Here is a 14,886-nt window from a genome sequence, read left to right on the forward strand (position 1 = left end):
GTCCTTTTTTTCTGATCCTAGAGCCAGCATGTCCATCGTTCTCACGCCGTTCGCCCGCCCGCGTCTGTTCCCGCGCACGCCGCGTGGCAACACCATCCAGGACATCACGCCCGCGCAGTTCGAGGCGCACCTCAACAGCGAAACGCCGCACGCCGTGCTCGACGGCTACGCGCCGTTCTGCAAGCTGCACGTGCATCGCAACTGGACCTCGACGCGCTGCCTGACGGTGCCGATCACCGACGCCAACCGGCACCTGCTGCGCTCGGGTTACGAGGCGCGCAACAGTGCCGAATTGCCGGTGCTCGTGCGCTGGTTCGAAGGCGTGGAGTCGCCGCGTGCCGAGTACCTCGTGGTGATCCTCTACAGCGCCGAACAGTTGGCGAAGGAGGGTTCGCCGATCGATGCGGACTGGGGCATCGTCGGCTGCATCTACACCGGCGAGCCGGAAGAGATTCCGATGGCCCCGATCACGATGCTGCGCAACGCGCTCGGCGTGGAGGAGGGCGGTTCCGGCGTGCCGCTCGATCGCGAAGCCTACCGGCGCAGTGTCGAGTTCTGGGATCGGAACGCGAACTGGCGGCCGTAACTCGGTCTGGCAGTCGCCAAACGAAAAACGGGCGCCTCTCGGCGCCCGTTCCGTGTCGCATCCGCCAAGCGGATCAATCAGTAGCGGTAGTGGTCCGGCTTGAACGGGCCTTCGACCGGCACGCCGATGTAGTCGGCCTGTTCCTTCGACAGCGTGGTCAGCTTCACGCCGATCTTCTCGAGGTGCAGACGCGCGACTTCTTCGTCGAGCTGCTTGGGCAGCAGATACACCTTGTTCTCGTAGCTGTCCTTGTTCGCCCACAGGTCGATCTGCGCGAGCGTCTGGTTGGCGAACGAGTTCGACATCACGAAGCTCGGGTGGCCGGTGGCGCAGCCCAGGTTCACCAGACGGCCGTCGGCCAGCAGGAAGATCGCGTTGCCGTTGCCGAAGATGTACTTGTCGACCTGCGGCTTGATGTTGATCTTCTCGACGCCCTTCAGTGCGTTGAGCGCGTCGACCTGGATCTCGTTGTCGAAGTGGCCGATGTTGCAGACGATCGCCTGGTCCTTCATGCCCTGCATGTGCTCGACGGTGATGATGTCCTTGTTGCCGGTCGTGGTGACGTAGATGTCGCCGCGGCCCATCGTGGACTCGATCGTGTTGACCTCGAAACCTTCCATCGCCGCCTGCAGAGCGCAGATCGGATCGATCTCGGTGACGACGACGCGCGCGCCGTAGGCACGCAGCGACGCGGCGCAGCCCTTGCCCACGTCACCGTAGCCGCAGACCACGGCGACCTTGCCGGCCAGCATCACGTCCATCGCGCGCTTCAGGCCGTCGGCCAGCGATTCGCGGCAGCCATAGAGGTTGTCGAACTTCGACTTGGTGACCGAGTCGTTGACGTTGATCGCGGGCACCAGCAGCGTGCCGGCCTGGGCCAGCTGGTACAGGCGGTGCACGCCGGTGGTGGTCTCTTCGGAGACGCCCTTCCACTCGGCAACGGTGCGGGTCCAGAAGTCAGGGCGCTCGCTGCGCACACGCTTGAGCAGTGCTTTGATGACCTGCTCTTCGTGGCTGCCGCCGGTGCTGTTGACCCAGCTCTCGTCGCCCTTTTCGAGTTCAAAGCCCTTGTGGATCAGCAGGGTCACGTCGCCGCCGTCGTCGACGACCAGCTCGGGACCGATCAGGCCGCCCTTGCCGTCGGGAAAGCTCAGCGCGTCGAGCGTGCAGTCCCAGTATTCCTCGAGCGACTCGCCCTTCCACGCGAACACCGGCGTGCCGGTCTTGGCGATCGCGGCGGCGGCGTGGTCCTGGGTCGAGAAGATGTTGCACGACGCCCAGCGCACGTCAGCGCCGATGTCCTTGAGGGTTTCGATCAGCACCGCGGTCTGGATCGTCATGTGCAGCGAACCGGTCACGCGCACGCCCTTGAGCGGCAGGGTGGCGGCGTGCTTCTTGCGGATCGACATCAGGCCCGGCATCTCGTGCTCGGCGATGTCGAGTTCCTTGCGACCCCAGTCGGCGAGCGTGATGTCGGCGACCTTGTAATCACCTTCGGTCGAGAAGGTCTTCAGCTGTGCGTTCATAGCAGGCTCCGTAGTGGAATGCGCCACGCGCATTCGCGATTACGGGCGCCGTTTACAGGACACCGCGCCGAGCCTGGCCGTGCATTCCACGGTCGCAGCGCCCCTCGGCGAGGCGACCCCCATTCTATCGCAGGCGTGTGACTGTCGACCGGCTGGCCGAAGCGGTCACCGCGCGGATCGTGTGTCTTGGAATGAATGGCAATTCAGACTGTGGCGCTGACCTCGGGTTTACCCCAGTAGGTCGTCGTTGGCTGCATGCAAGACCATGTCTGGACCGCGCGGGAAGCGTGGCCCCCATGAACAGCACAAGGCGAAGCGCGTGAACATGCACGTACACGATGGCGGCGGCTCGATCGCACAGACACTGCCCACTCCGACGCTCGATCCCACGCGCCACAACGTGGTGGCCGGCGAGACCGTTGCGACGCTCGCCGAGCGCTACATGGTGAGCCCCGAAGCGATCCACGCGGCCAATCCGCAGCTGATTTCGCCGACCTCGCAGGGCGGCAATACGATCCAGCCCGGCGACGTGATCGAGATTCCCGCCTCGCCGATGAGCGCCAGTGGCGACATCGAAGGCGGCAGCGCGAATCATTCCACCACCGACATCAAGGTGTCGGCCGAGGCCGGCGACGGCAGCATCACCTGGCAGCCCGACAGCACGGCGGTGAAGCTGACCACGGAGCAGGAAGTCGAACTCGGCAACAACCGCGCCGAGGGCGCGCCGGCGAGCAGCCGTGGTGCCTCGATCAGCATGGCCAATGAAGCGTCTGTCGAGTTGCAGGAAAGCCGCGGCGACGGCAACACTTCGTTCTCGGTGACCACCGGTTCGCAGATCAGCGTATCGGGTGAAGCGAACGCAGGCGGCCGCGGTGGCGCCGAGGTCGAGGCCAGCGCGGCAACCGGTTTCGAGTCCACCTACAAGGTCACGCTGCCCGGCGAAGAGCAGACCGTCGAGGCGGCGGCCGCAGTGAATCCATTCGATCCGACGACGATCCCGGTCGGTGGCAGCGTCACCCTCGACAGCAGCGCGTTCACCGAAACCGCGCTCGCTGGCTCGTTCCGCATGATGGGCACCGAGACCAACATCAAGGACTCCGACGGCGTGAGCTACACCGTCGAACGCGTGGACGCGGACACCGTGCGCGTGACCACCGGTCCGACCGAGACGATCAATGCATTCAACGGCGTCGGCCTGCGCGTGGGCGATCTGTCGGTGATGGCGGGTCGCGAAGACCAGCTGCACGGCGCGACGCTGCAGACGGCCGAGTTCGACATCGCCAGCGTCGAAGGCCAGGCGGCGTATGCGCATTTCAATGCGACCGGTCAGGTCGCGCACGAGACGCCGGGCGTCGACAACGTCGCGACGATCTCGCGCATCGATTACTCGTCGCAGACCCAGCTGCGCGCCGGCTTCGACCAGATCAACATCGCGCTCGGCGGCCAGGCCAATCTCGGCAGCACCGTGCAGGTGGAATACGCCGACGGCTCGCGCGCACTGACCACCGACCTGAGCTACGGCAGCAATGTGCCGCTGACGATCGAGCAGCGCTTCGACGCCGCCGGCAACGAACTGCCGGGCGAGCGCAGCTATGCGTTCGAACTCAGCACCGATCGACCGTCCTACAACTGGTTCGAGCGCAACATCCTCGGCCAGAACGAAGGCAGCGAAGAGCAGGCCAATGCCGATCTATTGAACTGGGCACTGACTGGCGGATTCGACGGCGGTGGTCCGGTCAGTGCGGGCGAAACGGTCACGCTGACCTTTAGCGAATCGCAGCTCGAAGCGCTGATCGGCCAGACCCGCGCGACGGTCGAAGGCGGGCAGGGCATCGGCGGCGCGCACAGCGATCTGCGCGTGCTCGTCGAGGACTACAGCGGCAATCCGGTCAACGACACGATGGACTTCGCCGTGTCTCTGGCCCGCAATCTGGGCGGCGATCCCTACGGCTTCGCCGCACGTCTGCAGACCATCTCCGCAGGCGCCGACGGCAACGTCGCCAACGACAGCTACGCACGTATCGATGCGGATGTGCAGTCGCACTAGGGCGTGTCACCCATCCCCGAGCAGGCCGCGCCGTGCCTACGCGCGATGGGGACAAGGAAGAGGGAGGAAGTGGACGTCCGTCCACGACCGAGTGATGACGCAGACCCGGGCGCGCGTAGACACGGCCCTCCGGGTTGGGTCTGGAAAGCCGCCAGCCGGCGCCGCGCGGCTTGACCTGACGGCCAGTCAGGCACTGCGCCACGCAACACCGGCTGACGGCTTTCCAGACCCAACGCGACCTGCTTGGGGAAGGGTGACACGCCCTCATCCGCTGCAAGGTTTGGCATCGACTGGATGTCAGGTTTGGGGGCCGCCTTCGGGCGGCCCCGTTTTTTGAGCGTCGTGGACACGCGCATCGCTTGACGGAAGCCGCGCCGCGGCGCAAGTCCCGTCGGTCCCGTCCCGCATGCGGCAGCCCGGCCCGAATCGGCGGTTATGCTCGACGACCCGTGTGCTTCCGGATCGCCTGCCGATGTCTTCCAAGATCGCCCGCTGCCGTCTCTCCGTCGTCGTCTCCGCCACGCTGCTCGCTGCGAGCCTGTCCTGGGGCGCGCCCGTGTTCGCACAAGGCGCGAGTGATGGGCAGAGCGCGAACGCGTCCGCCGATGGCGGCTACCAGCTGCCGCCCGAAGCGCTGCAGGCGATCGTCGATGCGCCGCGTCCGCCGCGGCTGCTGCTGAGCCCGCAGCGCGATCTGGTCGCGTTCCTGCAGACACCTGCGCTGCCGTCGATCGCCGAGGTCTCGCAGCCCGAGCTCAAGCTTGGCGGCATCCGCATCAACCCGAAGACCTATTCGACCAGTCGCGCCTCGTTCGTCACCGACCTGTGGCTCAAGCCGGTCGACGGCGGAGACGAACAGCGCATCGCCGGTCTGCCGGAACCGCTGTCGCTGGCCTCGCTGCTGTGGTCGCCGGACCAGCGCCACATCGCCTTCAGCCAGGTCGACGTGCGCGCCGGCGAGGTGCAGTTGTGGATCGTCGATGTCGCCACGCGCCAGGCGCGCCGTCTGCTCGCGCAGCCGCTCAATGCGGTGGTCGGCAACGGCTTCGAATGGATGCCCGACAGCGCCGGCCTGCTGGTGCGCCTGCGGCAGCCGGGCGACCTGCCGCAGGACGCCGGCATTCCCGCTGGCCCGAACGTGCAGGAAACCGGCGCTGGCGGCACGGTCCAGCAGCTGCGCACCTATCAGGATCTGCTGCGCAGCGAGCAGGACGCGCGCGTGTTCGCGCACTACATGACCAGCCAGCTCGCGCGCGTGGCGCTTGACGGCACCGTGTCGCCGATCGGCGCGCCGGGCCTGACTACCAGCGCGACCATGTCGCCCGATGGCCGCCACATCCTGCGTCAGCAGATCGATCGTCCGTTCTCGTATCTGGTGCCGTACACGCGTTTTCCGCGGCGCATCGAAGTCGTCGGCCTGGACGGCAAGGTCCAGCACACCGTCGCGACGCTGCCGCTGGTCGAAGGTCTTCCGGTCGGCAACGACGCGGTGCCGACCGGCAAGCGTTCGGTGGCCTGGCGCAGTGATGCACCCGCCACGCTCGCGTGGGTGGAAGCGCAGGACGGCGGCGATCCGGCGCGCGAGGTCGCCGTGCGCGACATCGTCTACATGCAGGCCGCGCCGTTCCGCGGGCAGCCGCAGGTGCTGGCCGAACTCTCGATGCGCTACGCCGGCACGCAGTGGGGCAGCGGCGATCTCGCGCTGCTGACCGAATACTGGTGGAAGACGCGGCGCATCCGCGAATGGCGCCTGCAGCCTGATGGCGGCGACGCGGTGCTGGTGCGCGACGGGTCCTACGAGGATCGCTACGCCGATCCGGGCATGGCGGTGACGATGCCTGATGCGACCGGCAACAGCCGCCTGCTGATCGCGTCGGATGGCAACAGCATCTACCGCATCGGCGATGGCGCCTCGGAGGAGGGCGATCGTCCGTTCCTCGATCGCCAGAATCTCGCCGACGGCAGCACCACGCGGCTGTTCCATTCGCAGGCGCCGTACTACGAATCGCCGAGCGCGGTGCTCGACGCCGACGCGACGCGCCTGCTGACCTCGCGCGAGACCCAGACCGAGCCGGCGAACTACGTCGTGCGCAACCTGCAGGCCACCGCCGACGACGCGGCGCCGGTGCCACTCACCGCGTTCGAACATCCGACGCCGCAGCTGCGCGACGTGCAGAAGGAACTCGTGCGCTTCAAGCGCAAGGACGGCGTGGATCTCACCGGCACGCTGTATCTGCCCGCCGGCTACGACGCCAAGCGCGACGGCCCGCTGCCGATGCTGATGTGGGCGTATCCGGGCGAGTTCAAATCCGCCGATGCCGCCAGCCAGGTCACCGACTCGCCGTACCGCTTCAACGCGATCGGCTACTGGGGTCCGCAGGCGTTTCTCGCGATGGGCTACGCGGTGTTCGCCGACGTGTCGATGCCGATCATCGGCGAGGGCGACGCGGAACCCAACGACACCTACATCGAACAGCTGGTGGCGAGCGCCGAAGCCGCGATCGACGAAGCGGTGCGCCGCGGCGTCGCCGACCGTCGACGCGTCGCGATCGGCGGGCATTCCTACGGCGCCTTCATGACCGGAAACCTGCTCGCGCATTCGCGCCTGTTCGCCGCCGGCATCGCCCGCAGCGGCGCCTACAACCGCACGCTCACTCCGTTCGGTTTCCAGGCCGAGGAACGCAACTACTGGCAGGCGCAGGACACTTACTTGCAAATGTCGCCGTTCAACTACGCCGGTGACATCAAGGATCCGATCCTGTTGATCCACGGCGAAGAGGACAACAACTCCGGAACGTTCCCGATGCAGAGCGAACGCATGTTCGCTGCGATCAAGGGCCTCGGCGGCAATGCGCGTCTGGTGATGCTGCCCAAGGAATCGCACGGTTACCGCGCGCGCGAATCGATCCTGCACATGCTCTACGAGACCAATGCCTGGCTCGACACGTACGTGAAGAATCGGCCGGCGGAAGACGCGGCGCGCTGAGCATCCAAACGTTGGAGCTTCACGTCTCACGCTTGACGACTTCTTTCGAGCGGACTTGGGCCTTTCCGCGCGTAAAGTAATAGTCTGCAGCAGCCGGACACCTCTCCCTCCGGGAGAGGTCGACGCGCAAAGCGCGTCGGGTGAGGGGCGGGGCTCTACATGGAAGCCGTCTAAAGCACCCTAATCCGCCCTCCGGGCACCTTCCCTCGAGGGGGGAAGGGAAGACACTGGTCTCGATCTCGGGTTCGGCCCGAGTTGAAACACGACACGTATCAGCGCGAGTAGACCGCTCAGATCAAGCCCACTCCGGCGAAGGCAACTCCGCCACCGCGCGCCGCATGCTGTCGTTCCAGTGATTGCGGATCGACTGCAGATACGCGTCGCCGTCTTCGAAGCGCTGCTGGATCTCGACCTTGAAGCTGTCGCGCTTGTAGACCAGCAGATCGATCGGCGGGCCGACCGAGAGGTTGGAGCGGATCGTCGAATCGAACGACACCAGTGCGCACTTGGTCGCGGTGACCAGATCGGTGTGCTTGTTGATCACGCGATCGAGAATCGGCTTGCCGAACTTGATTTCGCCGGTCTGGAAGAACGGTGTCTCAGCGGCGCTCTCGATGAAGTTGCCTTCCGAGTACACCAGGAACAGCCGCGGCGCTTCGCCGGCGATCTGTCCGCCGACGATGAAGGAGCCGCTGGGGTCAATGCCGCCGTCGCGGAGATAGGCTTCGTCGCGGCCGCGGATCTCGCGCATCGCATCGCCGACCACCTGCGCCACCTGGAACATCGATTGCGCGTTGAGGATGCCGATGCGTTCGGGTTCGTGGCGGGCGCGATGCTCGAGCAGATTGAGCACGTTCTGCGTCAGCGAGAGATTGCCCGACGACAGCGTCACCACCACGCGTTCGCCTTCCTGGGCGAAGACTCGCATCTTGCCCGCTCGGCGGATGTGGTCCACGCCGGCGTTGGTGCGCGAGTCGGAGGCCAGCACGAGGCCCTCGTCGAGGTTGAGTCCGATGCAGTAGGTCATGTCATGTCGCGGTACAGCGCAATTGCAGGCGCCATTGTGCCCCGCGATGACGGGCAGTGACAGCTCAGGACGTGCGCTGCCATTGCGATTGGCGCATGACCGGCGGTGCGACGGGCGCCGCGCCGGTGGTCATGAACTGCCGGTGGATCTCGTCGCCGAGCTTCGACAGCCGCGACATCGTGTCCTGCAGCCACGGTTCCAGACCGCCGGCGATGATCTCGTCGATGTGCGCGTAGCGCGCCTGCGCGGCCAGTGCGCCGGCCTGCCGCGCGACTTCCAGCGATTCGCCGCCCGACAGTTGCTGGAGAATCTGGTGGATCGCGCCGACGCAGGTCTGCAGCGAGCGCGGGTTATCGTCGTTGAGCAGCATCAGCGCGGCGACGCCGGCCGGGCTGACCGATTCGCGATACAGGCGGCGGTAGGTTTCGAATGCCGACAACGCCTGCAACAGTGCACTCCACTGGAAGTACTGCGTGGCATCGCGCGCTTCGCCGGTCTCGGGCAGTTCCTCGTCGCTGCTGATCATGTCCAGCAGCCGGATCGACCAGTCGGCGCGTTCGATGAAGGCGCCCATCTGCAGAAACTGGTAACCCTCGCCGCGGCCGAGCGTGCCGATGGTGATGCCGCGGAACGCGGCCGAGCGGGTCTTGACCCATTCCAGCGCGCCGCTCAAGCCATCCTGGCGCAGGCGCGCGCTGTCGAAGCGGCGGATCTCCAGCCACGAACTGTTGAGGTCTTCGTACATTTCCGCGGTGATCGCGACGCGCTGCGCACGTGCGTTCTCGCGCGCGGCGCGCAGGCAGCTGTAGATCGAGCCGGGATTGTCGGGCGACAGCAAGAGATGCTGCACGACGCTTTCTGCATCGATGCGGCCGTGCGTCTGCTGGAATTCCTGGGCCGAGCCCAGCGAATCGAGCGCGCGACGCCACGGTGCGGCCTGTGCCTTGCCGCGGTCCAGACGCTCGGGCAGCAGCGCGATGCGCTGCGCCATGTCGAGCAGGCGTGCGGTGTTCTCGGCGCGCTCCATGTTGCGGGCCACCCAGTAGAGATCGTTCGCGGTGCGGCAGAGCATGGGTCAGCGCCTGTTCGGATGGCCGGCACGCAACGCGCCGATGGACGTGTGTGTGCGGGCGCGGGCGTCGAGGCGATCGGACATCGCGCGGCTCATGCCTCCATCACCCAGGTGTCCTTGGTGCCGCCGCCCTGCGACGAGTTCACCACCAGCGAGCCCTCACGCAACGCGACGCGCGTCAGGCCACCGGGCACCACGTGGATGCGGCGTCCGCTCAGGATGTAGGGGCGCAGATCGATGTGGCGCGGCGCGAGGCCGCTCTCGACGTAGGTCGGGCAGGTCGACAGCGACAGCGTCGGCTGGGCGATGTAGTTGCCCGGATCGGCAAGGATGCGCGCGCGGAATTCTTCGATCTCCGCCTTCGTCGACGCGGGCCCGACCAGCATGCCGTAGCCGCCGGCGCCATGGACTTCCTTGACCACGAGTTCGGGCAGATGCTCGAGCGTGTACTTGAGATCGTCCTTGTTGCGCAGTTGCCAGGTCGGCACGTTGTGCAGGATCGGCTCTTCGCTGAGGTAGTAGCGGATCATCTCCGGCACATACGGATACACCGACTTGTCGTCGCCGACGCCGGTACCCGGCGCATTCGCCAGCGTGACGTTGCCGGCGCGGTAGGCGCCGAACAGGCCGGGCACGCCGAGCATCGATTCGGGTCTGAAGACGGTCGGGTCGAGGTAGTCGTCGTTGATGCGGCGGTAGATCACGTGCACGCGCTGGGCGCCGCGCGTGGTCTGCGCGTAGACCATGTCGCCCTGCACGAACAGATCCGCGCCTTCGACCAGTTCCACGCCCATCTGCTGGGCGAGGAACGCGTGTTCGAAATAGGCGGAGTTCGCCGCACCCGGGGTCAATACCGCCACCACCGGATTGTCCACGTTCGCAGGCGCGCACTGGCGCAGCACCTCGAACAGGGCATCGGGATACCGCTCGACCGGCGCGATTTGCTGGCGCGCAAACAACTCGGGCGTGAGCCGCGCCATCATCCGGCGGTTCTCCAGCATGTAGGACACGCCGGACGCCACTCGCAGGTTGTCTTCGAGCACGTAGTACTCGCCGTCGCCGGCGCGCACCAGGTCGATGCCCGAGACATGGGAATACGTGTTGCAGGCGACCTTGAGGCCCTGCATTTCCTTGCGGTACTCGCTGTTGTCGAGCACCAGCTCGGTCGGAATACGGCCGTCACGCAGGATGCGCTGGTCGCCGTAGATGTCGCCCAGGAACAGGTTCAGCGCATGCACGCGCTGGCGCAGGCCGGCCTCGAGCATCTTCCATTCGTGTGCCGGCAGGACGCGCGGCACGATGTCGAAGGGAATCAGGCGTTCGTTGCCCGACTCTTCGCCATAGACGGAGAACGTGATGCCGACACGGTGGAAGGAGATCTCCGCCTCGCGCCGCTTGTGCGCCACCTGTTCGTCAGGCGTGGCCTGCAGCCAGTCGTCGAAGCCGCGATAGTGCGGGCGGACATGCCCGTCGGCATCGTGCATCTCGTCAAAGCTGGGCGGCATCGGGTGACAGGCTCCGTGGGCAGCGCGCGGGCGGATCTGTGCTGCACTGCACAGATAGCATGCGAACTCCGCGATGCACAACGGGTGACGGCACCGGAACGCCCCACGAAAAACGGGCCGCATGTGCGGCCCGTTCCCGGAAGTGATGCCGTCGCGGCAGACGCCGCAGCCGGATTGCTTACTTCAGCTTCGCGTCCGCGCGCAGCGCATCGGCGCGATCGGTCTTCTCCCACGAGAACGACGTCGCGTTCTGCGACTTGCCGGCACCGTCGGTGTAGCTGAAATCCTTCGGCTTGCGGCCGAAGTGGCCGTAGGCCGCCGTCTGCTGGTACATCGGGTGGATCAGGTCGAGCATCTGGATAATGCCGTACGGACGCAGGTCGAAGTGCTTGCGGATCAGCTTCTCGATTTTCTCGTCCGGAATCTTGCCGGTGCCGAAGGTCGTCACCGAGATCGAGGTCGGCTCGGCGACACCGATGGCATACGACACCTGCACTTCGCAACGGTCGGCGAGGCCGGCCGCGACGACGTTCTTGGCGACATAACGCGCGGCGTACGCAGCCGAGCGGTCGACCTTCGAAGGATCCTTGCCCGAGAACGCACCGCCACCGTGGCGCGCCCAGCCGCCGTAGGTGTCGACGATGATCTTGCGGCCGGTCAGGCCGCAGTCGCCCACGGGGCCGCCGATGATGAACTTGCCGGTCGGATTGATGTGGAACTTGGTGCCCTTGTGCAGCCACTTCGCCGGCAGCACGGGCTTGATGATCTCTTCGCGGACGGCCTCGATGAGGTCCTTCTGCTTGACGCCCGGATCGTGCTGGGTCGACAGCACCACCGCATCGATCGCGGTCGCCTTGCCGTCTTCGTAGCGCAGTGTGACCTGCGACTTCGCGTCGGGACGCAGCCACGAGAGATTCGAATTCTTCTTCTTGCGGATCTGCGCCTGGCGCTCGACAAGGCGATGCGACAAGTGGATCGCGGCCGGCATGTAGCTGTCGGTCTCGTTGGTCGCATAGCCGAACATCAGGCCCTGGTCGCCGGCACCCTGCTGCTCGGGGTTCTTGCGGTCCACGCCCTGGTTGATGTCGGGCGACTGCTTGCCGATCAGGTTCAGCACGCCACAGGTCTCGCCGTCGAAGCCGACGTCGGAGCTGTTGTAGCCGATGTCGAGGATCACCTTGCGGGTCAGCGCTTCCAGATCGATCCACGCGCTGGTCGTGACTTCGCCGGCGACGATCGCCACGCCCGTCTTGACCATCGTTTCGCACGCCACGCGGGCGCGCTTGTCCTGCGCGAGGATCGCGTCGAGGACGGCATCGGAAATCTGGTCGGCGATCTTGTCCGGGTGGCCTTCGGAGACCGACTCGGAGGTGAAGAGATAGCTGGACATCAGGCCTATATCCCTATATTCGGATGAAAAGATGGGACGAAATGATACAGCGACCGCCCCGGAAATGCATTCTGCCCTGCAGAAGATTGCGCTGCGGTTAAGCGCGCCGCCGGCGTCCCGACTGTCACAGGCCTGAAAGCGCGCTGCAACGCGCGCGACGCGGCGCAGGCACAGGCTGCGCGCATCCCGTCCGCACTGGTTTCCCATGCTCCGGATCGAGGATCGTCTCCGGCAACGCTGGCCCGACTGGTTCCGCGGTCGCCGCGCCCGCATCACGCAGCCGCTGCTGCGTGGCATCGGCCACTGGTCGCGCTTCGACGACATCGACGCGTTTCTCGCCGGCAGCGCCCATCTCTCCGGATTCGACTTCGTCGCCGCCTGCGGCGAGCACCTGGGCCTGCGCTTCGAGGTGAGCGACGCCGACGTCGCTCGCATCCCGGCGCGCGGCCGGTTGCTGGTGGTTGCCAACCATCCCTCCGGCGCACTCGATGCGCTGGCGCTGCTGGCCTGCATCGGCCGGGTGCGACGCGACGTGCGCATCGTCGCCAACGATCTGCTGTCGACGGTCCAGCCGCTGGCGCCGCTCATGCTGGGCGTGCGGATTCTTGGCGGCCGTCCGACTGAAGCCAGCATCGCCGCAGTGGAGGCTGCCTTGCGCGAAGACGCCTGCGTGGTGATCTTCCCGGCCGGTGAAGTCTCGCGGCTCGGCCCGGGTGGGGTACGCGATTCGCGCTGGCGTCGCGGCGTGCTGCGCTTCGTCCGTACTACTGGCGCGCCGGTGTTGCCGGTCCGTATCGAGGCGCGTAATTCGCCGCTGTTCTATGGCGTCTCCGCGCTGTATCGGCCTGCGGGCACGGCGCTGCTGGCGCGCGAAATGTACGCGCGGCGCGCGCGGCCGTTGCGCCTGCGCATCGGCACGCCGCTGGCCCTGCCTGCCGATGAAGATGGCGACGCGGTATTGCGTTCGCTGCGCCGTCAGCTCTATGCGATCGGCACCCGCCGCGAGGCCTGCGCCGACGGCCAGGCGCCGCTGGCGCGTCCGGAATCGCCGGCACGTCTGCGCGCGGCGGTCGCAGTGACGGAATGTCTGTGCGAACTCGGCGCCGGTCAGCAGGTGCGGTTGTTGCGCGGCGATCTGCGCAACCCGCTGCTGCGCGAGATCGGCCGCCTGCGTGAGCTGACGTTCCGCCGCGTCGGGGAGGGCACCGGACGCGCCTGCGATCTCGACGCCTTCGATGCGCACTACGACCACATCGTGCTGTGGGACGACAGCACGGCGCGCGTGGTCGGTGCGTACCGCGTGGCCTGCGGCGCGGACGTCCTCGCGCGGCGCGGGCTCGAAGGTCTCTACTCGGCATCGCTGTTCCGCTACGCCGAAGATGCGCTGCCGCGCCTGCGGGCCGGTATGGAACTGGGCCGCAGTTTCGTGGTGCCCGAGTGCTGGGGCGGGCGCGGGCTCGATGCGCTCTGGCAGGGCATCGGCGTGTATCTGCAACGTCATCCGCAGGTGCGCTGGCTGTACGGACCGGCGTCGATCAGCGCGGCGCTGCCGCGTGACGCGCGCGAGCAACTCGTCGCCTATTTCCAGCGCTATCACGCCGGCGATGGACTCGCGGTCGCGCGTCGGCCATTCGCATTCGCAGGCGACGCGCCGTCGTTCGGCGATCTCGACGCCGCATCCGCGCTGACGCGACTGAAGGCCGGACTCGCTGCGTTCGGTGCCGGCGTGCCCACGCTGTACCGCCAGTACGTCGAGCTGTGCGAGCCGGGCGGCGCGCGCTTTCTCGCATTCGGCGTCGATCCCGACTTCTGCAATTCCGTCGACGGCCTCGTCGAACTGGACCTGCACCGCCTGCGTCCGCACAAGCGGCGCCGCTACCTGGGGAAGACCGACGCATGAGCCTGCCGACCCGACTGCCACCACCGCGCCCGCATCACCGCGCGGTGTTCGTCTCCGATGTGCATCTCGGCGCCAAGCACTGCCATGCGGCGGAACTGGCCACGTTTCTCGATGGCCTGCGCTGTGACCGGCTGTATCTGGTCGGCGACATCGTCGATCTGTGGTGGATGGCGCAGCGCCGCGCGCGCTGGGGTGCACCGCAGATCCGCGTGGTCGAAGCGCTGCATGCACTGCGCCGCGCCGGTACCAAGATCGTCTACGTGCCCGGCAACCACGACCGCGCGCTGCGGCGTGTCTGCGGCCTCGCGCTGCCTGCCATGCAGGTGCGCCGGCGCACCGTGCACGAAACCGCCGATGGCCGCCGCCTGCTGGTCACGCACGGTGACGACTACGACGCGATCACCCACTTCGGCGGCCTGCAGGAACGGTTCGGTGACTGGCTCTACTACCGCATCCTCACCGGCAACCAGTGGCTCAACCGCGCGCGCCGGCAGCTGGGCATGCGCTACTGGTCGCTGTCTGAATTCCTCAAGCAACGCAGCGGCGCGGCCGAGCGCTACATCGAACGCTTCGTGCAGGCCGGTCTCGACGACGCGCGCCGGCGTGGCCTCGACGGCATCGTCTGCGGCCACATCCATCGCGCGTCTCTGGTCGAGCGCGATGGTCTGGTCTACGCCAACGACGGCGACTGGGTCGAAAGTCTGACCGCACTGGCCGAAGCGCAGGACGGCAGCCTGCGCCTGCTGTCGCACCAGGGCGAGGTGCTCGCGGCCCTGCCTGCGCGGGACGCGAAAGTGCCGGCGGCACTCGTGCCGCGCGCAGCCTGAGGCATCGCCGTCGCGTGGCC

At 66.9% G+C, this 14,886-nt stretch carries 10 protein-coding genes and 1 riboswitch; of the genes, 5 read left to right on the forward strand and 5 right to left on the reverse strand.

The window, feature by feature from the left end; genetic code table 11:
- Nucleotides 1–28: 28 nt before the first annotated feature.
- A complete protein-coding gene (locus tag LU699_RS13295) occupies nt 29–586 on the forward strand; it encodes a DUF3228 family protein (protein ID WP_232137162.1) in 558 nt (185 codons plus the stop codon).
- Nucleotides 587–663: 77 nt separating this feature from the next.
- Here the strand turns inward: LU699_RS13295 and ahcY are convergent, their stop codons facing one another.
- A complete protein-coding gene (gene ahcY, locus LU699_RS13300) occupies nt 664–2,112 on the reverse strand; it encodes an adenosylhomocysteinase (RefSeq protein ID WP_232137161.1) in 1,449 nt (482 codons plus the stop codon).
- A 36-nt stretch (nt 2,113–2,148) separates the two neighbouring features.
- Nucleotides 2,149–2,224, reverse strand: a riboswitch (S-adenosyl-L-homocysteine riboswitch).
- Between the two features lie 207 nt (nt 2,225–2,431).
- Between ahcY and LU699_RS13305 the strand changes: the two genes are divergently transcribed.
- Together LU699_RS13305 and LU699_RS13310 are read left to right on the forward strand one after the other, a co-directional pair.
- Nucleotides 2,432–4,159 carry a LysM peptidoglycan-binding domain-containing protein gene (locus LU699_RS13305; protein ID WP_327058770.1) on the forward strand — a complete coding sequence of 576 codons (1,728 nt, stop codon included), beginning with the start codon at nt 2,432–2,434 and terminating at the stop codon, nt 4,157–4,159.
- Nucleotides 4,160–4,631: 472 nt separating this feature from the next.
- On the forward strand, nt 4,632–7,145 hold the full coding sequence (locus LU699_RS13310; RefSeq protein ID WP_232137160.1) for a S9 family peptidase: 2,514 nt from the start codon (nt 4,632–4,634) through the stop codon (nt 7,143–7,145).
- 295 nt (nt 7,146–7,440) lie between these two features.
- Here LU699_RS13310 and LU699_RS13315 read toward each other — a convergent pair whose 3' ends face one another.
- The 4 genes from LU699_RS13315 to metK all read right to left on the reverse strand — a co-directional run bounded on the left by LU699_RS13315 (nt 7,441) and on the right by metK (nt 12,139).
- Nucleotides 7,441–8,172 (reverse strand): proteasome-type protease, encoded by a 732-nt coding sequence (locus LU699_RS13315; RefSeq protein ID WP_232137159.1) that lies wholly within the window; start codon nt 8,170–8,172, stop codon nt 7,441–7,443.
- A 64-nt stretch (nt 8,173–8,236) separates the two neighbouring features.
- Nucleotides 8,237–9,244: an alpha-E domain-containing protein gene (locus LU699_RS13320; RefSeq protein ID WP_232137158.1), complete on the reverse strand. Its 1,008-nt coding sequence runs from the start codon at nt 9,242–9,244 to the stop codon at nt 8,237–8,239.
- A 92-nt stretch (nt 9,245–9,336) separates the two neighbouring features.
- Nucleotides 9,337–10,749, reverse strand: coding sequence for a circularly permuted type 2 ATP-grasp protein (locus LU699_RS13325; RefSeq protein ID WP_232137157.1), 1,413 nt, complete (start codon nt 10,747–10,749; stop codon nt 9,337–9,339).
- 178 nt (nt 10,750–10,927) lie between these two features.
- Complete coding sequence (gene metK, locus LU699_RS13330; RefSeq protein ID WP_232137155.1) at nt 10,928–12,139, reverse strand: methionine adenosyltransferase; 1,212 nt, start codon at nt 12,137–12,139, stop codon at nt 10,928–10,930.
- A 205-nt stretch (nt 12,140–12,344) separates the two neighbouring features.
- Between metK and olsF the strand changes: the two genes are divergently transcribed.
- Together olsF and LU699_RS13340 are read left to right on the forward strand one after the other, a co-directional pair.
- Nucleotides 12,345–14,039, forward strand: coding sequence for a bifunctional ornithine lipid synthase OlsF (olsF, locus tag LU699_RS13335; protein WP_232137153.1), 1,695 nt, complete (start codon nt 12,345–12,347; stop codon nt 14,037–14,039).
- Nucleotides 14,036–14,866, forward strand: coding sequence for a UDP-2,3-diacylglucosamine diphosphatase (locus LU699_RS13340; RefSeq protein WP_232137151.1), 831 nt, complete (start codon nt 14,036–14,038; stop codon nt 14,864–14,866). The genes olsF and LU699_RS13340 overlap by 4 nt, the downstream gene beginning before the upstream one ends.
- Nucleotides 14,867–14,886: the final 20 nt, after the last annotated feature.

Origin of the sequence: Luteimonas fraxinea, assembly GCF_021233355.1 — a bacterium.
GTDB lineage: Bacteria > Pseudomonadota > Gammaproteobacteria > Xanthomonadales > Xanthomonadaceae > Luteimonas > Luteimonas fraxinea.